The sequence below is a fragment of the Vibrio sp. Hep-1b-8 genome (genome assembly GCF_006124995.1).
In the GTDB taxonomy this organism is placed as follows: Bacteria; Pseudomonadota; Gammaproteobacteria; order Enterobacterales; family Vibrionaceae; genus Vibrio.
In genome coordinates this window covers 1-25,654 of record NZ_QEWN01000088.1, presented here as the reverse complement: position 1 = coordinate 25,654, position 25,654 = coordinate 1, and the positions used below count along the sequence as shown (strand labels likewise).

At 44.3% G+C, this 25,654-nt stretch carries 29 protein-coding genes and 2 pseudogenes; 10 read left to right on the top strand and 21 right to left on the bottom strand.

Annotation, left to right across the window (positions count from 1 at the left end):
* Nucleotides 1-14: 14 nt before the first annotated feature.
* Both DA100_RS09415 and cobB read left to right on the top strand, forming a co-directional pair.
* Nucleotides 15-992: pseudogene (locus DA100_RS09415) on the top strand (ammonium transporter); the annotation flags it as partial.
* Between the two features lie 169 nt (nucleotides 993-1,161).
* On the top strand, nucleotides 1,162-1,899 hold the full coding sequence (gene cobB, locus DA100_RS09410; RefSeq protein WP_138971901.1) for a Sir2 family NAD+-dependent deacetylase: 738 nt from the start codon (nucleotides 1,162-1,164) through the stop codon (nucleotides 1,897-1,899).
* Between the two features lie 21 nt (nucleotides 1,900-1,920).
* On the opposite strand, the gene DA100_RS09405 is transcribed toward cobB, so the two are convergent.
* The 6 genes from DA100_RS09405 to potA form a co-directional block, all read right to left on the bottom strand.
* On the bottom strand, nucleotides 1,921-2,712 hold the full coding sequence (locus DA100_RS09405; protein WP_240800900.1) for a GGDEF domain-containing protein: 792 nt from the start codon (nucleotides 2,710-2,712) through the stop codon (nucleotides 1,921-1,923).
* Nucleotides 2,713-2,810: 98 nt separating this feature from the next.
* Nucleotides 2,811-3,848: an extracellular solute-binding protein gene (locus DA100_RS09400; RefSeq protein WP_138971900.1), complete on the bottom strand. Its 1,038-nt coding sequence runs from the start codon at nucleotides 3,846-3,848 to the stop codon at nucleotides 2,811-2,813.
* A gap of 173 nt (nucleotides 3,849-4,021) precedes the next feature.
* Complete coding sequence (locus tag DA100_RS09395) at nucleotides 4,022-5,056, bottom strand: extracellular solute-binding protein (RefSeq protein WP_138971899.1); 1,035 nt, start codon at nucleotides 5,054-5,056, stop codon at nucleotides 4,022-4,024.
* A 76-nt stretch (nucleotides 5,057-5,132) separates the two neighbouring features.
* Nucleotides 5,133-5,903 (bottom strand): spermidine/putrescine ABC transporter permease PotC, encoded by a 771-nt coding sequence (gene potC, locus DA100_RS09390; protein WP_138971898.1) that lies wholly within the window; start codon nucleotides 5,901-5,903, stop codon nucleotides 5,133-5,135.
* Entirely contained in the window at nucleotides 5,903-6,763 is an 861-nt protein-coding gene (gene potB, locus DA100_RS09385) for a spermidine/putrescine ABC transporter permease PotB (RefSeq protein WP_138971897.1), read from the bottom strand. The genes potC and potB overlap by 1 nt, the downstream gene beginning before the upstream one ends.
* A complete protein-coding gene (potA, locus tag DA100_RS09380) occupies nucleotides 6,744-7,877 on the bottom strand; it encodes a spermidine/putrescine ABC transporter ATP-binding protein PotA (protein ID WP_138971926.1) in 1,134 nt (377 codons plus the stop codon). The genes potB and potA overlap by 20 nt, the downstream gene beginning before the upstream one ends.
* 379 nt (nucleotides 7,878-8,256) lie before the next feature.
* Between potA and DA100_RS09375 the strand changes: the two genes are divergently transcribed.
* The 3 genes from DA100_RS09375 to DA100_RS09365 are packed head-to-tail and all read left to right on the top strand — an operon-like array spanning nucleotide 8,257 to nucleotide 10,570.
* Nucleotides 8,257-9,060 (top strand): hypothetical protein, encoded by an 804-nt coding sequence (locus DA100_RS09375; protein ID WP_138971896.1) that lies wholly within the window; start codon nucleotides 8,257-8,259, stop codon nucleotides 9,058-9,060.
* Nucleotides 9,053-9,898: a glucosaminidase domain-containing protein gene (locus DA100_RS09370; protein WP_138971925.1), complete on the top strand. Its 846-nt coding sequence runs from the start codon at nucleotides 9,053-9,055 to the stop codon at nucleotides 9,896-9,898. The genes DA100_RS09375 and DA100_RS09370 overlap by 8 nt, the downstream gene beginning before the upstream one ends.
* A 12-nt stretch (nucleotides 9,899-9,910) precedes the next feature.
* A complete protein-coding gene (locus tag DA100_RS09365) occupies nucleotides 9,911-10,570 on the top strand; it encodes a DUF2987 domain-containing protein (protein ID WP_138971895.1) in 660 nt (219 codons plus the stop codon).
* A gap of 50 nt (nucleotides 10,571-10,620) precedes the next feature.
* Here DA100_RS09365 and ttcA read toward each other — a convergent pair whose 3' ends face one another.
* From ttcA to ccoN, 11 genes are all read right to left on the bottom strand, one after another.
* Nucleotides 10,621-11,553, bottom strand: coding sequence for a tRNA 2-thiocytidine(32) synthetase TtcA (gene ttcA / locus DA100_RS09360; protein WP_138971894.1), 933 nt, complete (start codon nucleotides 11,551-11,553; stop codon nucleotides 10,621-10,623).
* A gap of 134 nt (nucleotides 11,554-11,687) precedes the next feature.
* Entirely contained in the window at nucleotides 11,688-12,635 is a 948-nt protein-coding gene (gene uspE, locus DA100_RS09355) for a universal stress protein UspE (protein WP_138971893.1), read from the bottom strand.
* A gap of 142 nt (nucleotides 12,636-12,777) precedes the next feature.
* Nucleotides 12,778-13,527, bottom strand: a complete 750-nt coding sequence (locus DA100_RS09350; RefSeq protein ID WP_138971892.1) for an FNR family transcription factor — start codon at nucleotides 13,525-13,527, stop codon at nucleotides 12,778-12,780.
* Between the two features lie 88 nt (nucleotides 13,528-13,615).
* Nucleotides 13,616-14,290: a sulfite exporter TauE/SafE family protein gene (locus DA100_RS09345; RefSeq protein ID WP_138971891.1), complete on the bottom strand. Its 675-nt coding sequence runs from the start codon at nucleotides 14,288-14,290 to the stop codon at nucleotides 13,616-13,618.
* The gene (gene ccoS / locus DA100_RS09340) at nucleotides 14,287-14,451 is read right to left on the bottom strand and encodes a cbb3-type cytochrome oxidase assembly protein CcoS (RefSeq protein ID WP_138971890.1); all 165 of its coding nucleotides are present in this window, start codon (nucleotides 14,449-14,451) and stop codon (nucleotides 14,287-14,289) included. Before ccoS ends, DA100_RS09345 begins: the two co-directional genes overlap by 4 nt.
* Nucleotides 14,452-16,824: a heavy metal translocating P-type ATPase gene (locus DA100_RS09335; protein WP_138971889.1), complete on the bottom strand. Its 2,373-nt coding sequence runs from the start codon at nucleotides 16,822-16,824 to the stop codon at nucleotides 14,452-14,454.
* Between the two features lie 6 nt (nucleotides 16,825-16,830).
* The gene (locus tag DA100_RS09330; RefSeq protein ID WP_006878900.1) at nucleotides 16,831-17,310 is read right to left on the bottom strand and encodes a FixH family protein; all 480 of its coding nucleotides are present in this window, start codon (nucleotides 17,308-17,310) and stop codon (nucleotides 16,831-16,833) included.
* 107 nt (nucleotides 17,311-17,417) lie between these two features.
* Nucleotides 17,418-18,395, bottom strand: a complete 978-nt coding sequence (ccoP, locus tag DA100_RS09325) for a cytochrome-c oxidase, cbb3-type subunit III (RefSeq protein WP_138971888.1) — start codon at nucleotides 18,393-18,395, stop codon at nucleotides 17,418-17,420.
* Nucleotides 18,392-18,568 (bottom strand): CcoQ/FixQ family Cbb3-type cytochrome c oxidase assembly chaperone, encoded by a 177-nt coding sequence (locus DA100_RS09320; RefSeq protein ID WP_006878898.1) that lies wholly within the window; start codon nucleotides 18,566-18,568, stop codon nucleotides 18,392-18,394. Before DA100_RS09320 ends, ccoP begins: the two co-directional genes overlap by 4 nt.
* Nucleotides 18,569-18,582: 14 nt before the next feature.
* Nucleotides 18,583-19,203 (bottom strand): cytochrome-c oxidase, cbb3-type subunit II, encoded by a 621-nt coding sequence (gene ccoO / locus DA100_RS09315; protein ID WP_006878897.1) that lies wholly within the window; start codon nucleotides 19,201-19,203, stop codon nucleotides 18,583-18,585.
* Between the two features lie 13 nt (nucleotides 19,204-19,216).
* Nucleotides 19,217-20,644 carry a cytochrome-c oxidase, cbb3-type subunit I gene (gene ccoN, locus DA100_RS09310; RefSeq protein ID WP_171052191.1) on the bottom strand — a complete coding sequence of 476 codons (1,428 nt, stop codon included), beginning with the start codon at nucleotides 20,642-20,644 and terminating at the stop codon, nucleotides 19,217-19,219.
* A gap of 255 nt (nucleotides 20,645-20,899) precedes the next feature.
* Between ccoN and DA100_RS09305 the strand changes: the two genes are divergently transcribed.
* The 3 genes and pseudogenes from DA100_RS09305 to DA100_RS09295 all read left to right on the top strand — a co-directional run.
* Nucleotides 20,900-21,256, top strand: coding sequence for a hypothetical protein (locus DA100_RS09305; RefSeq protein ID WP_138971886.1), 357 nt, complete (start codon nucleotides 20,900-20,902; stop codon nucleotides 21,254-21,256).
* 377 nt (nucleotides 21,257-21,633) lie between these two features.
* Nucleotides 21,634-22,044 (top strand): helix-turn-helix domain-containing protein, encoded by a 411-nt coding sequence (locus DA100_RS09300; RefSeq protein ID WP_138971885.1) that lies wholly within the window; start codon nucleotides 21,634-21,636, stop codon nucleotides 22,042-22,044.
* Nucleotides 22,034-22,140: pseudogene (locus tag DA100_RS09295) on the top strand (type II toxin-antitoxin system mRNA interferase toxin, RelE/StbE family); the annotation flags it as partial. The gene DA100_RS09300 and the pseudogene DA100_RS09295, both read left to right, overlap by 11 nt.
* Nucleotides 22,141-22,208: 68 nt before the next feature.
* On the opposite strand, the gene DA100_RS21500 reads toward DA100_RS09295, so the two are convergent.
* The 4 genes from DA100_RS21500 to DA100_RS09275 form a co-directional block, all read right to left on the bottom strand.
* Nucleotides 22,209-22,340 carry a hypothetical protein gene (locus DA100_RS21500; RefSeq protein ID WP_275660970.1) on the bottom strand — a complete coding sequence of 44 codons (132 nt, stop codon included), beginning with the start codon at nucleotides 22,338-22,340 and terminating at the stop codon, nucleotides 22,209-22,211.
* Nucleotides 22,300-22,821, bottom strand: coding sequence for a hypothetical protein (locus tag DA100_RS09290; protein WP_138971884.1), 522 nt, complete (start codon nucleotides 22,819-22,821; stop codon nucleotides 22,300-22,302). The genes DA100_RS21500 and DA100_RS09290 overlap by 41 nt, the downstream gene beginning before the upstream one ends.
* A 619-nt stretch (nucleotides 22,822-23,440) precedes the next feature.
* Entirely contained in the window at nucleotides 23,441-23,755 is a 315-nt protein-coding gene (locus DA100_RS09280) for a DNA-binding transcriptional regulator (RefSeq protein ID WP_138971883.1), read from the bottom strand.
* Nucleotides 23,742-24,074 carry a type II toxin-antitoxin system RelE/ParE family toxin gene (locus tag DA100_RS09275; protein WP_138971882.1) on the bottom strand — a complete coding sequence of 111 codons (333 nt, stop codon included), beginning with the start codon at nucleotides 24,072-24,074 and terminating at the stop codon, nucleotides 23,742-23,744. The genes DA100_RS09280 and DA100_RS09275 overlap by 14 nt, the downstream gene beginning before the upstream one ends.
* 203 nt (nucleotides 24,075-24,277) lie before the next feature.
* Here DA100_RS09275 and DA100_RS09270 point away from each other — a divergent pair, with 203 nt between their 5' ends.
* Together DA100_RS09270 and DA100_RS09265 are read left to right on the top strand one after the other, a co-directional pair.
* Nucleotides 24,278-24,652, top strand: coding sequence for a hypothetical protein (locus tag DA100_RS09270; protein ID WP_138971881.1), 375 nt, complete (start codon nucleotides 24,278-24,280; stop codon nucleotides 24,650-24,652).
* A 234-nt stretch (nucleotides 24,653-24,886) separates the two neighbouring features.
* Nucleotides 24,887-25,654, top strand: a 768-nt coding sequence (locus DA100_RS09265) for an IS110 family transposase (protein WP_138971880.1), incomplete at its 3' end; no start/stop codon positions are given.

Here is a 25,654-nt window from a genome sequence, read left to right as displayed (position 1 = left end):
CTGTTTAACAGGGCTTTTTTGCCGATGCAGAAATCTTATCGCAAGGCAACGGTTACGAGCTAGTGAAGTTCTTTTTCTTACTAACGTTCGCCGCTGCGATTCCTGCTATTGTATCCGGTGGTATTGCTGAGCGTGCCCGTTTCTACCCAATCCTTATTGCAACGTTTTTTACTGTAGGTCTGGTCTACCCGGTGTTTGAAGGTATGATCTGGAACGGCAACTATGGCTTACAAGGGTGGTTTGAAGCTCAGTTTGGCTATGGCTTCCACGACTTTGCAGGTTCTGTAGTCGTTCATGGTGTCGGAGGTTGGATTGCTCTGGTTGCGGTTATCTTCCTCGGCATGCGTAAAGGTCGTGTCCGTGCGGGTAAACACACAAACTTTGCCCCATCCAATATTCCGTTTCTGGCGTTAGGTGCGTGGATTCTATGCGTCGGATGGTTTGGCTTTAACGTCATGTCAGCTCAGACACTGAATGGCATCAGTGGTCTTGTGGCCATGAACTCTTTGATGGCGATGGTGGGCGGCATTGTAGCAGCGCTAATTGCAGGCAAAAACGACCCAGGCTTTATCCACAATGGTCCTTTAGCAGGACTTGTCGCGGTTTGTGCGGGTTCAGACCTGATGCATCCGATTGGTGCGTTGGTCACAGGTTCACTCGCTGGCGCTCTATTTGTTTACTTATTTACCTACCTACAGAACAAGACAAAAATTGACGATGTACTGGGTGATTGGCCTTTGCATGGGGTATGTAGCGCGTGGGGCGGTGTAGCGGCAGGTATTTTCGGCCAGAGTGCTCTCGGCGGTCTTGGAGGCGTCAGTTTAACAGTGCAAGTTCTAGGGACCTTGGCGGGCATTTCTATTGCTTTAGTCGGTGCCGTGCTCGTCTATGGTGTCATCAATAAACTAACGGGCCTGCGCCTTTCTGAAGAAGATGAGTTTAACGGTGCAGATTTGGCTATTCACAAAATTTCGTCAACAAACGAAGATTAAATGCGTGAAGATTGGTGTTTCGGAAGGCAGTCAAGTGGCTGCCTTTTTGTTTAACCTCACAAAAAATGGGTAAAACTACGGTAACTTCGACCATGGTCTAATCTTGTTGGCTTATACCGAGAATCAGACAATGCTAAGCTAACTCAATGAGCACTAAAGAGGATGTGGTATGAAGCTCCCGTATCGTAATGTCGTTGTATTAACCGGCGCTGGAATCTCTGCTGAGTCTGGTATTGAAACGTTTCGCACACAGGATGGGCTGTGGGAAAACCACCGTATAGAAGATGTGGCAACGCCGGAAGGCTTTGAGCGTAATCCAGATTTAGTGCAAGACTTTTATAATAAACGTCGCTTAGGGCTACAAAATCCGACAATCAAACCAAATCCTGCTCACATTGCTTTGGGCAAACTCGAGCAGGAGCTGGAAGGTACTGTCACCGTTATTACCCAAAACATTGACAATCTCCATGAACGCGGTGGGAGTAATAATGTCATCCATATGCACGGCGAGCTATTAAAAGCGCGTTGCAGTGAATCAAATCAGGTTGTTGAAGAGAAGGGTGAAATCCATACCGGCGATCTTTGCCATTGCTGTCAGATCCCTGCTCAAATGAGGCCTCATGTGGTTTGGTTTGGTGAGATGCCTTTAAAAATGGGCGATATTTATGCCTCATTAGAAGCCGCTGACTTGTTTGTTTCTATCGGCACGTCTGGGGTCGTTTATCCTGCCGCTGGATTCGTGCATGACGCTAAAATGCATGGCGCACACACGATTGAAATCAACTTGGAACCGAGTGCAGTAGAAAGTGAGTTTGAAGAGAAGCGTTACGGAAAGGCGAGTATTGAAGTACCTAAATTGGTAGAAGAGATCCTTGCACTGCAGCAAGCGGATGCAAAACACGCTTAAGATAATCTTTGCTATAGACTCTCAGCCATTGCGCTGGGAGTTTTTCATTAGGTACATCGCTTGATCGGTCTTGATCAACGCTTCTTTAAATTTTTCCCGTCTGGTTTGTGGCTCTATGCCATAGCTGTAACTGATAGAGTGCTCCTCAAGCTGTTTATCCAGATTCTTAATCAGTTCATCACTGTGACCAACAGGCACAACAGCGACGAACTCATCGCCACCAATTCGGTACGCGCTTCCCCGGCTGGGTAGTGAAGATTTTAACCCTCGCGCAAAGCGTATGATTAACAGATCACCTGCAGAATGCCCCTTACTGTCATTGACCAGTTTAAGACCGTCAAGGTCGAAATAAATTAAATCAAAAGTGTCTAATTCTATTTCTGAAAGTCTTTTACGGTTATATAAACCCGTCAACTCATCGATGGTCGCTCTATTGTGCATGTCGTACACTAAACGAGTGATACCAAATGCGATCATTAGATAGGCAATTTGTAGGCTGCCATCTTCAATCAGAGTATGAAGGAAGTCATTGTTATCGGCCCACCTATCAAGCTCGTCTATCTCTGTGATGACGTCGTAAGCCTGATTAAGAATGAGCAGCAGGAAACCGATTTTGACCAATCTGTTGGTCACCACTTTTCGCGCCAGGATAAAGTAGATAAACAGTAGAATGAACAGTGTGTTCGACTCAAACAGTAAGTCATTACGTGACTCGATATTCAATGTCTGGCCGAAGTAAGCAGTAATAAAGGTCATGGCCCCAATAAAGGCGGAGGAGAGTAACACTAGATAATATTTGGTATTTATACTCAATAGCTGCTCCTTTGCTAGATCGGCGTCTATGGGCTGCAAATACAAATAAAGCGGCCGGAGCCGCTTTTTAAGTATATAACTGAAAACTAACTTTTGGATTAGTTATTCACTTTAAGTTTCTGGAAATATTCGTCGTAAAGCACGCTCGCTTCGCCAACTTCATCTTGCCATGTACCGCTGTCCATCACTTCTTGTGGAGGGAAGATGCTTGGATCGTTAGCAAATTCTTTTGGTAGTAGGTCATGCGCTGTCGCTACAGGAGTAGGGTAACCAATCTGTAGTGCAATCTTAGCGGCGTTCTCTGGACGAAGTAGGAAATCGATCATTTTGTGTGCAGCATCAACGTTTTTAGCGCCAGCTGGAATCGCTAAGCTATCCATCCAGAAAACGGTGCCTTTTTCTGGCCAGATGATATCGATTGAAGCGCCTTCTTCACGCGCCATGTATGCACTGCCGTTCCAAAGCATGCCAAGTGATACTTCACCTGCTAGGTATGGGTTTGCAGGAAAATCAGAGTTAAAAACTAATACGTTTGGCATTAGCTTTTTCAGTTCTTGGTAAGCAGCTTCGATCTCTTTTGGATCGGTTGTGTTTGGTGAATAACCGAGTTTGGTTAGGGCAATATGGAACACTTCGCGAGAGTCATCCATTAACATTAATTGGCCTTCCCACTTACTGTCCCAGAAATCGTCCCATTTTGTGACTGACGACTTGTCTAGCATATCTGAGTTGATGCCAATGCCCGTTGCGCCCCAGATATAAGGGATAGAGTAATTGTTGTTTGGATCGAACGGCTTGTTAAGGAAGTTAGTGTCTAGATCACTGAAATGAGACAGCTTAGTTTTGTCGATTTGTTGAAGCATGTCTTCTTTGCGCATTTTTGACACGAAGTAAGTAGACGGTACTACTAGATCGTAACCAGAACCCTGGGTCTTAAGCTTGGCATACATGCTTTCGTTAGACTCGTAAGTCGAGTAGATAACTTTGATCCCAGTTTCTTTTGTAAAGTCTTCAAGAACTTCATTTGGAATGTATTCAGACCAGTTGTAGAAGTAGAGTTCTTGATCAGCAGCCATTGCAGGAGTAGCGATCAAAGTCGCTGCGCACAGTGCGCTTGCATAGAATTTACTTTTCATTATGTTTCCGTTTTTCTTTGCTTAATCAGCATAAGACCCATCCAAGCCAAATACTATGATTAAGCAGTGAGTTAACTTTCTTGTTAGGACAACAAGAGATACAAAACGGAATTATATCAGCCCAAGACCAAAATAGGCAGCCAAGGCTGCCTATTTTCATAATTTTCGCTGACTTATTGACCAGCTTTAAGTTTAAGGAAGTATTCCTCGTACTTAACCGTCAAGTCACCCACTGAATCTTGCCACTCTACGCGGTCAAGATCTTCTTGAGAAGGGAATAGTGGAGCGATGTCTTTGAACTTCGCGTTAGACTCAGCAACGGCTGTCAGATAACCTGTGTCACGAGAAATCTGCTCAGCGATTTCTGGACGTAGTAAGAAGTCGATCATCTTATGTGCCGCATCTACGTTTTTCGCACCAGAAGAAATAGCAAAGTTATCAACCCAACCGATACCGCCTTCTTTAGGGAAGACAAGTTTAAGGTTCATACCTTCGTTTTGAGCTGTCGCTGCGCTGCCATTCCAAAGCATACCAACGCCAACTTCACCTGACATGTAAGGAGCACCTGGGTTATCAGAGTTAAAGACCAATACGTTTGGCATTAACTTTTGGAGTTCCGCGTACGCTTCATCAATCTGTTTAGGGTCAGTTGAGTTACCAGAGTAACCTAACTTGCGCAGAGCGATGTGGAACACTTCACGAGTGTCATCCATTAGCATTAGCTGACCTTCAAGCTCAGGGTTCCATAGATCCGCCCAGCTTTGAAAATCGTTCGCGTCGTACATGTCTGTGTTTACCGCAAGACCAGTAATCGCAACAACGTGTGGAATAGAGTAGTCGTTGTTAGGATCGTATGGCTTATCTAGGTAATTTTTATCAAGGTTGTCGAAGTTTGACAGCTTAGATTTGTCAATCTTCTGCAACATACCTTCGTCGCGCATTTTTGCTACGAAATACGTCGAAGGTACGACTAGGTCGTAACCTTGATTATGAGTTTTTAGCTTCGCGTACAAAGTCTCGTTTGACTCGTAAGTCGAGTAGATAACTTTGATACCCGTTTCTTTGGTAAATTGCTCTAGGATATTACTGTTGATGTAAGGACCCCAGTTCATAAATACCAGTTCTTTGTTTTCGTCCGCTGCCACTGAACCAGAGAACAGAGAAAGCGCACATGCACTACCAGCTAATAGAGTAGCCCATTTCTTCATTGACGTTAGCTCCAAACCAAACGTAGATAGAAAAACAGAATGGCTTAACCCATTCTGTCTCGTTTTAAATACTGAATTACTTCACTTTTTCTCTAGCCAATAGCTGTGATGCTACGACTAGAACAAGTGAGACAATCAGCATTACTGTTGCTAAGGCATTCACTTCCGGTGATATGCCGACTTTTACCATTGAATAAATTTTCAGTGGCAAAATTTCATAAGTTGGTCCTGTCACAAACGAGCTGATGATCACGTCGTCTAGTGAAAGGGTGAAACTCAATAGCCAACCCGCCGCAACGGCCGGTTTAGCCAGTGGCAAAATGATCTGTTTTAAAATGGTCCATTCACTGGCACCCAGATCTTTCGCCGCTTCAAGCATTTTTACGTCAAAGCCGTTCAAGCGACTGTAGACGGTGACTACCACGAATGGCAGACAGAATGTAATGTGAGCAATCAACAGGGTGAAAAAGCCCAATTGAGCGCCAAGCACCAAAAACAAGGCCAGTAACGAGATTGCCATGACGATATCTGGAGACATCATAACAACAAACAGCATGCCATTAACTGCGCCTTTACCCTTAAACGAGTAACGGAATAGGGCAACGGCAGTCAAACTGCCGATAATTGTAGCAGCTGTAGCAGAAAAGATGGCGACATTTAGTGAATGCCAAGCAGCCTGCATTAAACTGTCATTGTTGATCAGCGTCTCATACCATTTAGTGGTAAAGCCACCCCATTTCATTCCAAATTTGTTGGCATTGAATGAGTTAACAATCAACACCACGATTGGCAAATACAAAAATGCATACACCAATGTCATAAAGCTAAATCGAACAGTACGTCCCATCAGTCTAGCTCCACTTTCTTATTCAATAATTTACCTGCTCTGTAGTAGGCGTAGAGCATGATTGCCATCGCAATGGTCAGTGCAATACTTGTGGCTGCGCCAAACGGCCAATCACGAGCGTTAAGCACTTGGCTCTTAATCACGTTACCAATCAGTAGATTCTTCGCTCCACCCAGTAGATCCGATATGTAGAACATACCGAGAGCTGGCAACAGCACCAACAAACAACCCCCGATAATGCCAGGCATTGTTAGTGGTAGAATAACTTTTGTGATGGTCTGAAACTTGTTCGCACCTAAATCTTTCGCTGCTTCAATGTATGTGTTGTCCAACTTCTCAATAGCCGAGTAGAGGGGCAAAATCATAAAAGGTAATAGGATATAGACTAAACCAATCATCACTGCCGTCTCTGTGTACATAAGACGAAGTGGTTTATCAATAATGTCCAGCGCCATGAGCGATTGGTTTAGAATACCTTGAGTACCCAACACAATTTTAAGTCCGTAGGTACGGATAAGTGAGTTAGTCCAAAATGGAACAATCACTAGAAACAGCATAAATGGACGCCATTTCTCTGGCATCTTAGCGACGATGTAAGCAAATGGATAACCAATGACTAAACACAGTAACGTCGCAATAATAGCCATGTAAAATGAGTGCAATAGCACTTTGGCGTACAACGGATCAAGCAATCGGAAATAGTTATCGAGAGTAAACGTCATCTCGATCAGATTTGCTTCGTCGCGAGTCAGAAAACTGGTGCCAATAATCATTACGTTTGGCACAAGCACAAACAGTGTTAGCCAACCAACAATTAAGGCAATGATTGCGTTCTGAAGGCTAAGCTTCTTGGCTTTCATCGAGTACTACCTCCCAGCTTTCAACCCAAGTGATAGCGACTTTTTGACCTAATGAGTGATCCACATCTGGATCATCTTCATTGAAGAACTCGCTGACCATCACACGCATGCCAGATTCCAGTTCAATGACAGAATCTAACGTCATACCTTTGTAGGTACGCTCAGTAACGTGACCAACGATACCTTCTTGTTCTGATTCTTTAATCTCTTCGATACGTAAATCTTCTGGGCGAAGTAGTACTGTTAGTTTGTCACCAGCTGACGCTTCTTTTTCGTAGTATACAACGGACTCTACGCCTTCAATTTCAGCTCGAACGCGTTTTTCGTCAATGCGCTCAATCATGGTGGCGTGGAACACGTTGATCTCGCCGATAAAGCGTGCAACGAATAGATTCTTAGGTTCTTCGTAAATCTCACGTGGTGAACCGTCTTGCTCGATAACACCGTCGCGCATAACGATGATGCGATCTGACATCGATAAGGCTTCTTCTTGGTCGTGAGTAACGAAAATAAAGGTAATACCTAACTGACGCTGTAATTGTTTTAACTCAATTTGCATCTGTTTACGCAGTTTGTAATCAAGTGCAGATAGGGATTCGTCAAGCAAGAGTACTTTTGGCTTGTTCACTACGGCGCGAGCGATAGCGATACGTTGCTGTTGACCACCTGAAAGCTGATGAGGTTTACGCTGAGCCATTTTTTCTAGGCGAACCATACGTAACGCATCCATCACTCGAGGCTCGATTTCAGCTGCATTGACTTTCTGCATGCGGAGACCGAAAGCGACGTTTTCAAACACCGTCATATGGGGAAATAGTGCATAACTCTGGAAAACAGTGTTTACGTGCCTTTGCTCAGCAGGAACTTGAGTTACATTTTGGTTGTCTAGAATGATCTGACCATTGTCAGCACTTTCAAAACCAGCGATCATTCTTAATACGGTTGTTTTACCACAACCAGAAGGGCCCAAAATCGTTAGAAACTCACCATGATTAACATCAAGGTTAAGATTTGCGATGATTTCCTTACCATCGAAACTTTTGCTAATTCCAGTAAGACGAACTACTGGTTGTCCTGCATTTTGTTTAGCGTTCAACGTCTGTTTTTCTCCCACATTGGTCATTTAAAGTGACTTAACTTAATGACCCGTAGTTACACAAATTAGAGGCGCGCATCATAATCACCAAAAGTGTGAATTCAAAGCATTTTCTTATCCTGAAACAGAAAAAATTTTGCAGGTAAAAGTAAACATTCCTTACCATACTCTCTGTACATGGATTAAAGGCTGCAGAAGAGCGTTATTTTTCTTTACCTTAGAGTAAGATAAATGCAATTAGATGGCACATTAGTGGTTAATTATCATCCAAATATGTGAGAAAGCAAGCTCATCAATGAGATTCGATTTTAGACAGCTTAGTGTTGCAGTATAATAGCCTTAATTTTTTATCAACAAGTTGGTTCGGTTTGTGTACAACCAACCACTGGATCCAAGAATGAATAACGATATTGAAAAAGACTTCAATTTGGGCGGTAGCGTAGAGCGTGCTTTGTCTGGTGACTACGACCTTAAAGCAGGGGATGTGTTTAAAGAAGCGTGGCAGCATACCGTTAAGAACTTCCTTTCATTTTCTCCTTCGATCATTATTTTGATAGCGATACAGTTAGCTATCTTCTACGTGGCGTTAAAACTTCAACTGGGTAACCCTGGTATTATCCTTAATGCTTTCACCAATCCTGACGCATTTGATCCGAGCATCTTCAACGCTATCATGGTCGCCAACTTCAGTTATGAAGTGATTAGCGCGCCTATTTATGCAGGTATCAGTCTTATGGCGATGAGTCATGCAGCAGGGTTGACGACTAAACCTCGCCACATTGGTAAGGGACTGCAGTACACAGTTCCAGTTATTCTGGCGACACTGTTTAGCTTATTGCTACAAGGTATCGCAGGAATGATATTTCCGTTCCTATCTTTGTATTTGTCGCTGGCATTCAGTAACTCGATGCTTTTAATCTGTGAGAAACAAGTTCCCCCAATGCAATCACTGCTGCTTTCTCTGCGTGCGGTGAACAAAAAGATATTTGCTCTGGCGGGAATCTATATTGTTGTGTCGATTATGTTTGTGCTCGGCATGATGTTTTACGGCTTAGGTCTAATATTTGTGTTGCCGTTTTTCTTCCATGTTAAGGGGATTGTTTACCGCAACATGTTTGGCATCAAACTAAAAATCATTGCCTCTGACCGACCAAAAGATGAAGACGATAATGACAACGATCCACAAGTGTTCAATGCGTAAAAGTGAATTTATAGCGATTGCTGCTGCGAGTATTATTGCTGGCTGCTCTCTTTATGGGTACGAACGAAATGCCGCAGAAGAGCGCGAAAAAAAGAGAGTGGCAGCGGTTGCAACAGAGATGCAGCAGAAGGTTAAGCCGTCAGCTGTAGGTAGCGCGCCTAATTTTGCTGCCATCACCGATGTAAAACAAAAGAAGCAGGTATTCTTTGACTACCTTCGACCTGGTATCGCACTCGAAAACCAGAGAGTGAGAAACGAGCGTCTGCGCTTAGATTCAATTCAGCAGAACTACTTGCAACAATCGCTCGACGATGCGGATAAGTCTTACGCGCAGCGTTTAGGCAAGCTCTACAATGTTGAAATGCCTGCTGATGGAATATCGCAACAGTGGCTCGACGATATGCTTCACCGTGTCGACGTCATACCTGAAGCACTGGTTTTGGTTCAAGGCGCAAATGAATCGGCGTGGGGCACTTCGCGTTTTGCCACCGAAGCCAATAACTACTTTGGACAATGGTGTTATCAGTCAGGTTGTGGGCTTGTCCCTCTTCAACGTGGCGACGGCATGACCCATGAAGTGGCTAAGTTCAGTTCGGTTCAGCAGTCGATTTACGGCTATTTTATGAACGTCAATCGCAATAACGCTTATGAAGAGCTGAGAGAAATTCGTTATCAACGACATCTTGCCGGACAAAGCTTGACTGATACTGAGGCTGCAATGGCGCTGTCCAATGGATTACTGAAGTACTCTGAACGAGGTGAGGCCTACGTCAACGATTTACAAAGCATGATCAGGCACAATCAGAGCTTCTGGGAAAATCCGATCGTCAAACAATAAGTATATAATTTCATGAAGAAAGTAACGTCAATGTTTTTGGCCGCAGCGCTAACGGGTGCGGCTGTTTTACCTGCTCAAGCTCAAGAATACATGTTCACCTACTCAAAGCTCTACTCACACATGAAGCAGAATGCGAAACAGGGACATGATGATGTAAAAGTAGGTTTTTTCTTCCTCAACGCAGACACAAAACAGTTGTGTAATATCGAGAAAGCGTGGATGGAAAAAGAAGAGCACTACGAAGAGTTAAAGGTCTCGCCTTATAATGAGGTGATTGTCCCGTTAGACAACAACCTTCGCTCAGCAAACCCATTGGTCTTCGTTCATACGCCAATGGACATGCGTTGTGATTTTTCTATGGTAGTCATGACCAAAGAGCCGATGCGCGACAGTGTCACTTACGATCAGGTGAAAGTATTACTACCTCAGATGCAGGCGATTCTTGAGCAGTTAGGCGGGATGTTTGCCAGCTGGTTTACGCCAGACGTCGAAGGGGTAACGCTTGAGTTCCCTAACAAGCTTAACTCTGAAATTACCTTCTCCAACGGCAAGACTAAGCCGATTGTCGATGGTAAAGCGCAGGTATCAGTTGATGAGATCGGTGAGGGCGGTTATATGACTTTGCCGCAGGAAACGGCCCGAGTGCTGCCTTACTTGCCAAGAGCAAAATAAACTTAACAAAAAGGGTCGCATCGCGACCCTTTTTTAATTCTTTCAGATAATTAGATGTTAGTTACATCTAACTTAAGGCTTGGATCAAACTCGTGAACCATATCTGGGTCTTGAACAGTCTGAGTTGGCATTTCTTCTTTATCGAAACCAATATCACCACCGTTGATTACACCAGAGTTTTTGTCGATCGATTTGAAATCAAATAATTCGAAGTCAGCAAGGTGGCTTGGTACGACATTTTGCATCGCACGGAACATCGTCTCGATACGGCCAGGGAAGCGTTTATCCCAGTCATTTAGCATCTGTTTGATGTTCTGACGCTGTAGGTTCGGCTGAGAGCCACACAGGTTACAAGGGATGATCGGGTACTCACGCATTTCAGAATACTTAATGATATCTTTTTCGCGGCAGTACGCTAATGGACGAATAACCACGTGCTCGCCATTATCTGAAACCAGCTTAGGTGGCATCGCTTTCATTTTACCGCCATGGAACATGTTGAGGAACAGTGTCTCAAGAATGTCGTCACGGTGGTGGCCGAGGGCAATTTTAGTAGCACCTAGCTCGTTAGCCGTGCGGTAAAGAATACCACGGCGTAAACGAGAACATAGCGAACAGGTCGTTTTACCTTCTGGAATCTTGTCCTGAACGATTGAGTAAGTGTCTTCTTCAACAATCTTGTACTCAACGCCTAGTGATTCAATGTATTCAGGAAGAATGTGACCAGGGAACCCCGGTTGTTTCTGATCGAGGTTAACGGCAACAAGCGAGAATGAAATCGGCGCGCTCTTTTGCAAGCTCATCAGAATATCAAGCATAGTGAAGCTGTCTTTACCGCCTGACAGACACACCATAATACGGTCTCCATCTTCAATCATATTGAAGTCTTGGATCGCTTGGCCTGTGTTACGGCGAATACGCTTTTGTAGCTTGTTAAAATTATATTGTTGAGCTTTAGTACGCTCTTGAGTTGGCTCGGTCATTAGCTTGCAGTCTTCATCAATCTTCAAAACAAAATGAAGTGCGTATGATACGGATAAATGGAACAGATGCTAGATCTATTCAGCGGAGAACAAAAAAAAGTCCCCTCAAAGAGGGGACGGAGAGAGGCTTTGCACTAGATAGCGGTTTTTGGATCGAGCGGGCTGATATAACCTTGTGGTTTCAACGCCATCACATCACAATTAATCTTATCGATCACGTGCTCTGCCGTGTTACCAATAAAGACGGCTGACAATCCTGTTCTGCCCGTTGTGCCAATGATAACCATCGCAGCATTGAGTCGCTCAGCGGCCTCAGGAATGATGTCTTCAGGCAATCCTTGTTCTACAACGGTTTGTTCTTCGTCATAACCGTGTTTCTGACGCAGAGCTTTCATCGCAGTAAGGTGATGTCCACGTACCGCGTCGGTATAGGTCGCTGGATCGAATTCTGGTAACTCAATCGTAATGTTTGCTGGAGTAACAGGGTACGCATTGACCAGATAAGGCTTCGCGCCTAACCGCTCAGTCAGACTATTGAGCTGTTCTACCATGGTATCGTTTAGACCAAGGTGGGTATCGTTCTCTGAACCAACGTGAACTGAAGCCAAGATGCTAGAATCTTCGGGCCAATCAGCGTTCTTCACTAGCAGAACTGGGCATGGACATTTACGTAATAGATGCCAGTCGGTGGGAGTAAAAATTACAGACTCCAGCACATCGTGTTTACGTGTCCCCTTAATAACAATGTCGTGTTCGCCGGCAAATACCTCAGCAATAATCGCCTCATAAGGGCGGTTGTGCCATACCACGCGAACATCGAAGTCGACGTCGTCATTAATGTAATCTTTGGCGATTTTACGCATCCATTGTTTGCGTTGCTGAATGACTCCACGACGCATTGCGTCGCGTTCATCGACAGATAACATGGACGTCATGTCATAGGAAAAATCGTAGATAGAAAGAAAGAAGGTTACCCGGCTTGGAGATCGACTTTTCGCTGCAAGTTGCATAGCACGAGCTAAGGCTGGCTGTTCATCTTTATTTATGTCAGCAACGACCAAAATCTTATTGTAGATACTCATATTGACTCCTTAGAGACGAGGAGGGCATATGATTAATGTAGCTTAGTTGGACGTAGAGTTTTAGAAATAATTGGAGGAATGTAAGAGAAGTTTGATGTAGCTCATCATCATGCTGAAAAACGAGCTACATCATTGAAAATTATTATGATTCTTTTGAAACGCCCGCCAATTCCATAAGCGCATCGTGGTTAAGGATAGTAATGTATTTACCCTTAACACTTAGAATTTCCGACTTTTGGAAACGGCCCAAGAGACGAGAAATCGTTTCGACGGTAAGTCCTAGATAGTTACCGATATCACCACGAGTCATGGTTAGACGGAATTCACGTGGACTAAAACCACGTTGAGAGAAACGAGTAGAAAGGTTGTACAAGAATGCAGCTAAACGCTCTTCGGCATTCTTTTTCGATAGCAGAAGAATCATCTCCTGATCGCCTTTGATTTCGTTACTCATCAAACGCATGATTTGCTGACGTAATTTCGGCATTTTACCTGAAAGGTCATCAAGGATCTCGTACGGAATTTCACAAACCATCGAGGTTTCTAGCGCTTGAGCAAAGCTAGGGTGCAAATCACCAGTAATTGCATCAAAACCTACTAGGTCACCCGCTAGGTGGAAAGCAGTAATCTGCTCATCTCCTTGTTCTGTGATGGTGTAACTTTTGATCGTACCTGAACGGATTGCATAAAGAGATTTAAGGTCATCTCCTGCTTTAAACAATTCCTGTCCTTTCTGGATTGGCTTTTTACGTTCGATGATCTGATCGAGTTGATCGAGTTCAGATTCATTGAGCGTAAACGGAATACAAAGCTGACTGATACTACAGTCTTGACAGTGGATTGCACAACCACCAGATTGAATGCGCTTTGTTGCAGGCTTTTCAGAAATCATAACAACCTTTCACTATTTGATATACATCAATATTTTAGCACCCATTACGACTAAAGGATAGTGGAAAAAAGCGCATAAAAACAGCCGACTAAAAACTAATGTTAAGTAAAGAGAGTGCACCATAGCCTGTATATAGGCCATAGATTAAGATAGTAAATGCAACAATGTGACGAAATATATCAGAGTTTTGCAGCTTATGGAGTGAGGTCGCTGCATGTCCTACAAGTAGCATCGCGGGTAGGGTTCCGGCCCCAAATGCTAGCATGACTAACGCACCGTTGAGTGCACTTCCGGATACGGCTGACCATGTTAACGTTGAATACACGAGTCCACATGGAAGCCAACCCCAAACAAATCCAAATGGAAGCGCATGGAGTGAAGATTTCAGTGGCAACAAGGATTTACCTGCGGGGGATATAAATCGCCAGATAACTTGGCCAAGTTTTTCGATGTGAAGTAAGCCTTGCCACCAACGACCAATGTAGCAGGCCAATAGAACCATAAATAGCGCAGCGGCAAGTCTTAACCAAATCAATGCATCGTTAAGTTGGCTAACTTGTGAAATTGTCGAAAAGGCGCCACCTACGATGGCGCCAATGACAGCGTAGCTAATTAAGCGACCACTGTTATAGAACAACGGAACCCATTTCGATGGTTGCGATTGTCCCATTGTCAGCATGGACGCGATACCTCCACACATTCCCATGCAGTGGCCAGCGCCCACAAGGCCAATGAAAAAAGCACCTAACCAATCAATGCTCACTTAGGCGGGTTCTCTTTACGTTCGTCTTCATCAAACAAAATGTTATGACCTTGACGTTCAAGATCTTCAAATTGCTCACTTCTTACCGCCCACAGAAAGACCGCAACAGCGACACAGACCAGCACGATAGCAATAGGGATGAGGATATAAAGGCTTTCCATCTATTTACCTTTTTCTTTGAGCAAGCGTAGAGAGTTAGATACTACAATAATTGAGCTCGCAGACATACCGATAACTGCAAAATAGGGGGCAACAAATCCCGCAACTGCAAGTGGCAGGATCAAAAGGTTGTAACCAAGCGACCAAGCCAGGTTTTCGCGAATGATCTTACGTGTTTGCAAAGCCAGTTCACGAGCTGCCAAAATTCGGTCAAGCCTGTCACCGAGTAACACCATGTCTGCGGAAGCTTTGGCGACGTCAGCACCACCGCCCATTGCCACCGATAGATGAGCGCCGGCAAGCGTAGGAGCATCATTAATGCCGTCACCAATCATCATGGTAATGTCTTTGGCGTCAACATTATTGAGATAATTCAGCTTATCTTGTGGTTTTGCACCTGCAACCACGTCTTGAATACCAATTTTACTCGCGACAAGGTGCGCGTTTTCACTGGTATCGCCAGTCAAAAGCGTAATTTTGACACCCGAGCGCTGGAACTTCTCCACAAACTCTTTCGCTTCCGCTCGAATCGGATCACGGTAGCTAAAGGTTGCAACATGAACGGCATCAATCGAGAGGTACACTGAGTTAGCTTGCGCTGTTTGCTGTTCACCAAGTACAAACTGGGCACTACCAATCTTAACTTCAGCGCCGTTATAACGACCTTTAATACCAGAGCCAATGACGTTTTCTACGTCTTCGACGCTAACATTTGCATCTGAATAAAGTTTGAATGCACGAGCGATAGGGTGATTCGCATGGGATTCCAGCGACGCAGCAATCGCGAGCGCTTGTTGTTTATCCCATTCACCAAACAGCTCAACATCGTTAATCTCAATATCACCGAGAGTTAAGGTTCCAGTCTTATCGACAATCAGGTGATTGACCTTACATAAGGTCTCAAATACATGACTCTTACGCAGTAAGATACCGAGGTTACCCATTCGTGACGTCGCACAAGTTAGTGCAGTCGGTGTGGCCAGAGACAAAGCACATGGGCAGGTCGCTACAAGTACCGACAGCATGATCCAGAACGCGTCATCTGGGCGACTTGAGTGCCAGAAAAACCAAGTGCCTGCGGCAATAATGAGGATCACCGCTACAAAATAGCGTGCAACAATATCAGCGATCTCTGCAATTTTTGGCTTAGATAGCTGCGCTTCATCCTGAAGACGAACAATATTCGAAATCATTGAATCGGCTTTTGAAGAGGTCACCTCAAGTTCGAACGATTCTTCACCGTTTAATGTCCCTGCAAACACATAGTCGTCCACTTGCTTGACCACAGGTAAAGACTCACCTGTAAGCATGGATTCGTCGATGTGGACGCGTCCAGAAATGATCTTACCGTCTGCAGGAATATGTTCACCGGGGAGAACACGGATCTGGTCACTGACTTTCAACGTTTTCACCGGTACTTGGTCACCATTTAACTTGTTCGCAATCGCAGGGATTAACTTCAACAAGTTTCCACTCGCAGCCGCAGCCTTACGACGTGCGCGCATTTCCAAGAAACGGCCAACCAATAAGAAGAATGCAAACATCGAAATAGATTCGAAGAACACTTCTCCTTTTTCCGTCACTGTGGCGACTAAGCTGGCGAAATAGGCGAAGATCATGGCAATGGATACAGGGACATCCATACCGAGTGTACGGCTGCGAATACTTCGCCACGCGTTGATATAAAACGGCAGAGCAGAGTAGAGCATTACTGGAGTGGCAAAGATTAGGCTCACCCAGCGGAGGTAGTTTTTAAACTCAGGCTCTAAATCCCCAAACACTTCCAAATAGAGCGCCACTGCCAGCATCATCACCTGCATAGTTGCCAGGCCTGCGATACCCAAACGATATAGATACTGCTTCATTTGCTGGTGATAAGCGGCTTCTTGCTTATCGGCTTCAAATGGCGCTGCTTTATACCCAAGTTGATGAATCAACGAAAGCAATTCACTGAGACGAACTTGCGTCTTGTCCCACGCTAATAGCGCTCGGTTGGTAGTGGTGTTGACTCGAATCGAAACAACACCTGACTTATTAGAAACTTGTTTCTCGATCAGCCAGGCACACGCTGCACAAGAGACACCTTCAAGTGACAAGGTAACTTCGGAGCAGTGTTCACTATTACGCACAAACTCCGATTGGACATCATCATTATCATAATGAATCAATGCCTGAAGTTGTTCTGGAACTAAATCCGCCTTTTCGGCAGGCGCGGTTCTGTACTGGTAGTAAGAGACCAGACCGCTATCAACGATTGTCTGAGCGACCGTTTCACAGCCCGGGCAACACATCTCCCTGATGTCGCCGAGAATCTCTACTTTAAAATCCGTGTTGGCTGGTACATCTTCACCACAGTGATAACACGATTTACACATAAGCTACTAATTCGCTAGTTGTACAGGGGCAGAAGAAGGGAAGGTAACACGACCTTGAAGCAACCACTGGCTATCATGTGGCGTAAGTTCGATAAACCAAGGACCTTGTAGCTCATCGTCCAATTTCAGGCGGTACTGTCCACTGGCATCAGATGTCAGCAGCTTAGAGAAGTCTCGGTCAGGCAGAGTACGGTGAGCAAACATCACAGTGATTGCAGGATAGTGCTCTAGTTGACCTTTATTAAATTGAATAACGACATCATTACCTTCTGAGAAGGCTGCAGCGCTCAGACCAAGGTCTTTAGCTACGTTCTGCTTAGAAATGTCGATATTAATCCCTTTACCTTTTTTATAGTAATCCTCAGTCACAAGCGAAACAGAGTTCTGCGAAAAGACGATGACTGTGATAATTGTCCATACAACAACGGTGAGCGGCAGAATGATTAGGAACCACGGCCAGAACTGCTTATACCAAGGCTTTACCATAAAAAAGTTCTCAATGAAAAAGTGAAAGAAATTAGGGTTTTAACTGTAAAGGAAAGACAGCCCCATTACCATCTATAGAAAGTAAGGGGCTGTTATTGAAATGTAACTTATTGTTCCGAGTTGCTCAGGCTCCAAACGTAAGCTGAAACTAACTGAACTTTGTCTTCGCCTAGAATGTCTTTCCAAGCCGGCATTACGCCAGAACGACCGTTCAATACTGTTTCAGTTACATCAGCGCGAGAACCACCGAATAACCAGTTTTGGTCTGTTAGGTCAGGTGCACCTACAGCAGGGTTACCTTTACCGTCAGTACCGTGACAAGCTGCACACACTACAAAGCGTGCTTTACCAGCTTCAGCTTCACGCGCATTCACAGAACGACCAGATAGGCTAAGAGTGTAGCTAACAACTTCTTGTACACCTTGCTCACCCAGAGCGTCTTTCCATGATGGCATTTGACCGATACGACCTTGCATTACTGTCGTCACGATAGCTTGCGGCTCACCACCGTATAGCCATGCATCATCAGTCAGGTTAGGGAAACCTTTCTGACCACGTGCATCAGAACCGTGACACTGTGAACAGTTTTGCAGGAACAGACGTTGACCAACTTTAACTGCTTCGTTATCCGCAGCAATTTCTGGGATAGAGCGCAGTTCAGATGAACCATCTACGTACGCAAGCTTTTTGAATGCTTCGCCAAAGTAGGCTTCTGCATCGTCCAGCTCTTTAGCGTACTGAACTAGATGTTTGTTCTGTTGAGAAGCGGCGATAGACGCTTTTGACTCTTCGATAGAGCGAACAGTCTGGTCAGAACTCTGCCAACCTAGGACGCCCTTGAAGTTACCTAGACCCGGGTAAAGAGTCAGGTAAATCGCTGCAAACACAAACGTACCAACAAATAGATAGGTCCACCACTTAGGTAGTGGGTTGTTCAACTCACGAATACCATCGTATTCGTGCCCCATATCTGCACCTTCTTCAACGCCCATTTTATCTTTAAGGCACCAATAAAGGACTGCAGCACAGCCGAGCAGTGTACCGACTGTAATGATGATTATCCAAAGACTCCAAAATGTAGTCATTGCTTAGTCACTCCTTGTTCTTTTGAAGGTGCTTGCTCTTCATCAGCGAATACAAGATTAGCGGCTTCGTCAAAACGAGACTTGCGGCTTTTACCGTAAGCCCACCAAACCACACCAAGGAAGCTCACGAAAAGCACTATGGTCCAAATACTGTGAATAGTACCAATGTCCATATTTACCACCTTAATTACTTCATTGCGTGACCAAGAGACTGAAGGTAAGCGATGATGGCATCCATCTCAGTTTTACCTTCTACATCTTTAGACGCATTTGCGATCTGCTCGTCAGTGTATGGAACACCAAATTGATCACGGAAAATAGTCAGTTTCTTCTGAGTATCCTTACCATCAAGAACGTTCTCTTCAAGCCATGGGAAACCAGGCATGTTTGACTCAGGAACCAACTCACGAGGATCAATTAGGTGTACACGGTGCCACTCGTCAGAGTAACGACCGCCCACGCGTGCTAGGTCTGGACCTGTACGCTTAGAACCCCATAGGAATGGGTGCTCATACACACTTTCACCAGCAACAGAGTAGTGACCGTAACGCTCTGTTTCAGAACGGAATGGACGAATCATCTGGCTGTGACAAACGTTACAACCTTCACGGATGTAAACGTCACGACCTTCCATTTCAAGCGCTGTATAAGGACGCAGGTTCTCAACAGGCTCGGTAGTTTGCTTTTGGAAAATTAGTGGTGTGATTTCTACAAGCGCACCCAAACTAATTGCAAAAACGATAAGAATCGCGAGTAAACCGACATTGCGTTCAACAATTTCGTGGCGATTGTTAGAATTAGAACTCATTCTTTAAATCTCCTTATGCCGGCTGTGGGATAGCTTTTAGGCTATCTTTTGGCGCTGTTACCGTCTTGTACGTGTTGTATGCCATTAGGAACATACCAGCTAGGAAGATGAAACCACCTAAGAAACGTACGAAGTAGAATGGGTAAGACGCTTGAACTGACTCAACGAAGCTGTAAGTCAATGTACCGTCAGAGTTAACTGCACGCCACATCAGACCTTGCATAACACCCGAAATCCACATTGCAACGATGTACAGTACAGTACCGATAGTTGCCAACCAGAAGTGCGTATTGATTAGGCTAACAGAGTACATGCGCTCTTGACCGAATAGGCGAGGAACTAGGTGGTATACCGAACCGATAGATACCATAGCAACCCAACCTAATGCACCAGAGTGTACGTGGCCGACAGTCCAGTCTGTGTAGTGAGACAGTGCGTTAACTGTCTTAATAGACATCATTGGACCTTCGAACGTAGACATGCCGTAGAACGATAGAGACACGATTAGGAAACGTAGGATAGGGTCATAACGTAGTTTGTGCCATGCTCCTGACAGTGTCATGATACCGTTAATCATACCACCCCAAGAAGGAGCGAATAGAACAAGTGACATCACCATACCTAATGACTGAGTCCAGTCCGGAAGTGCAGTGTAATGTAGGTGGTGAGGACCTGCCCAAATGTACAGGGAAACCAATGCCCAGAAGTGAACGATAGACAGACGGTAGGAATAAACTGGACGTTCAGCTTGCTTAGGTACGAAGTAATACATCATACCTAGGAAACCAGCCGTCAGTAGGAAACCTACTGCGTTGTGACCGTACCACCACTGTACCATCGCATCCACTGCGCCCGAATAAATCGAGTACGATTTACCCATCGAGACAGGGATTGCCATGCTGTTTACGATGTGAAGTACCGCAACAGTGATAATAAAGGCACCGAAAAACCAGTTTGCTACGTAGATGTGAGAGGTCTTACGGGTAATCAATGTTCCGAAGAACACGATCGCATAAGAAACCCAGACAACTGCGATGGCAATATCGATTGGCCATTCTAGCTCAGCGTATTCTTTACCAGAGGTAAAACCTAATGGCAGAGTAATTGCTGCTGCTAAAATAATGGCTTGCCAACCCCAGAAGGTGAAGGCGACAAGAGGGCCACCAAATAGACGAGTTTGACAGGTACGCTGAACAACGTAATAAGACGTTGCGAATAGGGCACTTGTACCAAACGCGAAAATAACCGCATTAGTATGCAGAGGACGTAAGCGACTGTACGTCAACCACGGCGTATCAAAGTTTAGCTGTGGCCAAACTAATTGAGCGGCAATCAAAACACCAACAGCCATGCCAACAATACCCCAGAGAATAGTCACTAAGGTAAACTGACGAACGACTGTATAGTTGTAGTTTTGTTCAAGCTGCTTTTCTTGGCTCATTTGCATGCTTCCAATTTCTAATTAACTACACTTTACTTCCAACACGACACATGTCGTAATGCCACCCAAACCGTTAAGAAAATAGAACCTATTCAGTCGGTTAAATATTCTTGCCGATTTTAAAAAAAGTGGCATTTTCAGCCGCCAACTATACTGCATTTAACAATTCAATGACAGAGTAGTAACCTTACAGTCGGTCAGGTTTTGGCCTTTTATTTTAAAACTTTGAAGTTTGTTACACGGAGAACCCCTTAAATGGCAGCTGAAAAACTGACGCGCGGACGTTTTGTTCAAATAATCATCATGTTAACCCTACTATTTACAGCGTTTATTTGGCGGACGATCACATTCAGCGAAGGGGAAATAATCGATTGCAGATTGAAAGCAAACTGTACTTTTACTGTTAACGGCAACGAATTTGCCGCCAAGCGCACAAAAGATCGCCTATTGATTAACAAGTCAACAACGGATTTGAAAATTATTTCGCCTGATAATTCAGTTAAGGTGCTTGAAGATGTAAACACTTGGGTAATCGAAGCTGAAAAATTAGAAGATTTAGAGTTAAACATCGTTGGTAATACACACAAACCGATAGCCACAATACGATTCTAACCACCGTTTATAGTGTACTTGGAAACCATTCTTAATTTGGAGGCGTTGTCTCAGACCGAAGCGGCGCAATCAAGCTAAAAACAACCAACTGGAATTTGGTTATTAGCAAAGAAGCTAATAATCAGTAAATTAATCTTTGATTATCTTACTGATTATTAGGTATTTTATGGTAAATCAATTATGTTGAATAACTTAGGCGATAAACGCAGTAGAGTAAGTCAAACGGGGCAATAGCTTAGCTGTCTCATGTACGCCATTTAACATAACGTACATAATACGCACTGGCAATGTTAGGGCAATTTAGTAATGTCCGGTTTTAGCCACTTTAAAATGTCCTCCTAAGATTAACAATATGTTTGCTTTTGAGGCTTTAACCGATGTTGATTACGATGAGTGAAAAAGATATTTATCGATTTAAGGTTTTATCTGACGTCCGTGAAAAGCGATTACGTCAAGTTGATGCTGCAGTTATTCTAAATGTGTCTGCTCGTCATATCCGGCGCTTACTCAATCGATTCTCCACTTTAGGAGCTCAAAGTCTCGCACACGCTGCTCGTGGTCGTCCTAGTAACCGGCGTTACTCTGAAGATTTTAAAGCTGAAATACTAAAGATCATTCACAACTACTATTCTGATTTCTCACCAACGCTCGCTCTAGAGAAACTCTCAGAACAACACAACCTCGCTGTATCTAAAGAGACTCTGCGTCAATGGATGATCGCTGAGATTGACAGAGGTTGTAGGCGCAAAGTTGTAATGTCACTATTTACCAAAGTTAATGACTTATAAACTCGATTTCAAAAAGAGCGCACTCAAAGAATGGAAGAAGCTCGGCGCGACCGTACAGCAACAGTTCAAGAAAAGCTGGTCGAACGCCTGGATGATTGATGACGCTGAATAATGTTTCTATGGGGATTGGTGAGCCAGTATAAAAAACGCCGCTTATGCGACGTTTATGGATTCGGGGAGATTTGGTAGGATTTCACCTTACCTTCTTTCTTAGCTTGGCTATAGGCGGCTTTGATTTTCTTCATCGCTTCGACTTTAGCGGCTTTCGCTTTTGTAGCTTGGGGTTGTGATTTCATAACCTAAAGCCTCCTCACCTAAGTTGTTTGTTACTACAAAGTGTAACTCTTTGCTATAGAGCTTGGCAAGCCGATCATAAAAGCGCTTGAGTTTGTCACTTTCAGCAACACAGAGATAAGCTTCAGCATTGCTGTTTCGATAGTGGAAATCGAGCAGCTCTTTGATGATGTAACCAAGCTCACGCATCGCGGTGACTGAGAGCGCGACATCAGGCTTATCAAAAAAGTTATCTGACTCAAAGTTCGCTTTGAGGTCGAATTTGACTTCATAACTGTGCTCTCGATATTCAATGCCAAGCTCATCGGCTTTTTCATTGATCATGTCGTCGGTTCGAGTGGCATTCACAAGGTTAAACACCATGACATAGTCATGATGTTCAACGGTGAATTCGATGATTTGACATGAAATATCACCAATATCGAAATCTTGAAGGATCCAGCTCGTCAAAGTCGTGCCCTGTTTGTCTATATTGGCGTACATATTACAAACAGTATCAAGCAGTGGCTAAGTTGTAGGTACATTCTGTGGGATGCCCCCAAGAATTTAATGTTGTGTGAGCTACAACGATACATACCCATTGAATGAGGGTTTCTTATAGTCACCTAGAATCTTGAACGTAACATCATGAATATCCACCGAGGGAAAGCGCACGTGCAGTCGATTGGTTGCAACATCAAAGTATGCCAATTTTAATTCTACAAAGCTCTCACTTGATAACACCTTTACAAATAAGTCGATGGGTAGCCGAGTAACTGGAAATTTTTCAATGTGCTTTTTCCCATGGAAACTCTCTGAATAATTGATTATTCGACTTTCTCCAGCTTTCACAACGAAAGAAGTGTCATCATTTTTATCTTTTAAATTCGATTAGACTTCAACTTATCCTTGTACCCGTAGAAAACGTCAAAAATAACTTCATCACGATTGAATGATCCGTGCCCTACGCCACCGGTGCCCAATTTGCCTCCGTTCCGTGGTGGCCGACGTCTTGCGCCTAAGCCCTGGGTACCGGCGAAGTTCAAGTAGTAAGAGTTGGAGCCATTTTCGAACCGGCATAAAAAACGCCGCTGATGCGACGTCTTTGAATTTGGGGAGGATGTTAGAGCTCGGCAATATGCGACAGGGTTTCTGGGTGACGCTGCACCAGCTTAAGTAGCGTCACGGCTTGTCCATTCGGCGCACTGCGTCCTTGCTCCCAGTTTTCTAACGTACGCGATGAGGTGTGCAGTAAACGTGCAAACACACCACGAGACATATTGAACTGCTCACGAAGGCTAATGATTTCCTCTGGTGAGATGTTGAGTTCAGCGAGATCACTCACTGGATGCGTTTTTAGCGTCACTTTGCCTTCTGAGTGCGCTTTTGCTTCAACAAGGGCTGAACTTAATTCAGCAAATAGATCACGATTGCTCATTGCGCCATGCCTCCATAAAAGCTTTTAACTGTTTCTTTTGATCCGTGGTTAAATCAGACATTTCGTTTTTGCCATAAATGGTCAGCAAATAGAATCGTCGCTTTTCATCAAGGAAATAGTAGATCACACGAGAGCCCCCGCGTTTCCCCTTGCCTTTAGTCGCCACTCGAATCTTACGTAGCCCCCCCGTACCTTGGATGACATCCCCTTGTTTGGGGTTCGACATCAGTTCCGCCTGGAACAGTCGGAATTCGTCGTCACTCAGGTACTGAGCTCGGTACTTTTCGAATATGCTTGATTCAACAAATACACTTTTCATACGCAAAGTGTACGTAGTTTACGTATAGATAGCAAGGGTGCTAGTAAGGATTTCGGGTTCACGAAGGCCTTTTCTGGTGGCGGCTATCGACGTAAACCCGCGCCCTGGATACCCACTAAATTTAAGTAACTCATTTTTTATCTGGTTTGCAAAGTTGACTCTATACATCAGAATAACTGTATATATGCACAGTTATTATAATTATGCAGTTTCGATACGTTAAGAGTCATGTCGGTCAATGTGTTGACGACAAAGGTTTGGATTACCAAGGGAAAACGATCCAAGTGCCCTGCTTGCTTAAAAACGGTGATGCCAAAGAGGCGCTATTTCAAGGCACGATTAAGGCAAGTGAATGCGATAACTACCAACGGGTAAAATTGGTTGGTTTCACGAGTTATAGCCTTGATGATGGCAATACCTGGATAGCGCTTAAACCTAACTTCTATCTCGTCGGTGTTCGTGTCTGGGATGAGCATTACATCGTGTTATACGACGGCTTACCCAAAGCCTTTACCTACGAGCCTAAAGGTCCAAAGCGCTCTTACAACAACGTGGGTCAATTACCTAAGAAGTCATAACCGTTTTATAAGTGCTGAGACACGCTTGTGCATACGAAGTTTAAGTGCATTGAAAGCAACCCATCACTCCCCGACCCTCGCCGATAAAAAAGCCAGCCCTTGTGGCCTGGCTTCTCTGAGGAAAGCAACGCTACCATACCAGCAATGACATCAAAAATGCCAAGATGTATGGACTCCCTATCTCCCTCGGGAGTAACGTAATAAGTAACGACACTTTTACAAGGAAGCCAACACATGACTCATTCTACGGTGCTCGCTATCGACTTAGCAAAAAACGTTTTCCAAGTTTGTAAGATGGATCGACATGGAAGAATTATTTTCAACAAAGAAGTCTCTCGAAAAAAACTTACAGAGCTTCTTATCAAAGAAAAAGCATCGCTCATTGCCATGGAATCTTGCGCGACCGCTCATCACTGGGGACGACTAGCTATTAAACTCGGTCATAAAGTAAAAGCCATCGCTCCTAAACGAGTCTCTGCATTCCGGCAAGGTCAAAAAACAGATGCTAATGATGCTTTAGCCATCGCTATCGCCGCTATGCAACCTAACGTGAAAGCTTGCCGAATACTTAATATTGAAGACCAGTGCCAACAATCTATTGTTCATATTCGCGAATTGCTTGTCCGACAGAAAGTCAGCTCCGCAAATCAATTAAGAGCGCTGTTACTTGAGTTTGGCTTCCCTATCAACAAAGGCGATTTTGCGCTTAGGACCGAAATCCCCCTCATACTCGAAGAGGCTGAAAATAGTCTCACCTGGACATTCAGGGAAACCCTAGCAATGATGTATGACCGATTCGTCGATTTAGTTCACCAAATCGATAACATTACACAAAAACTGAAAGTCACTACATCTCAAGACCTATTGTGCAAACGCCTACAAGCATTAGAAGGTGTCGGCCCTATTTGTGCGGCTTTATTGAAAATTGCCCTCAGCCAAAAAGACCATTTTTCAAAAGGACGACATGCTTCTGCCTGTCTGGGATTAACTCCTGTTCAACAT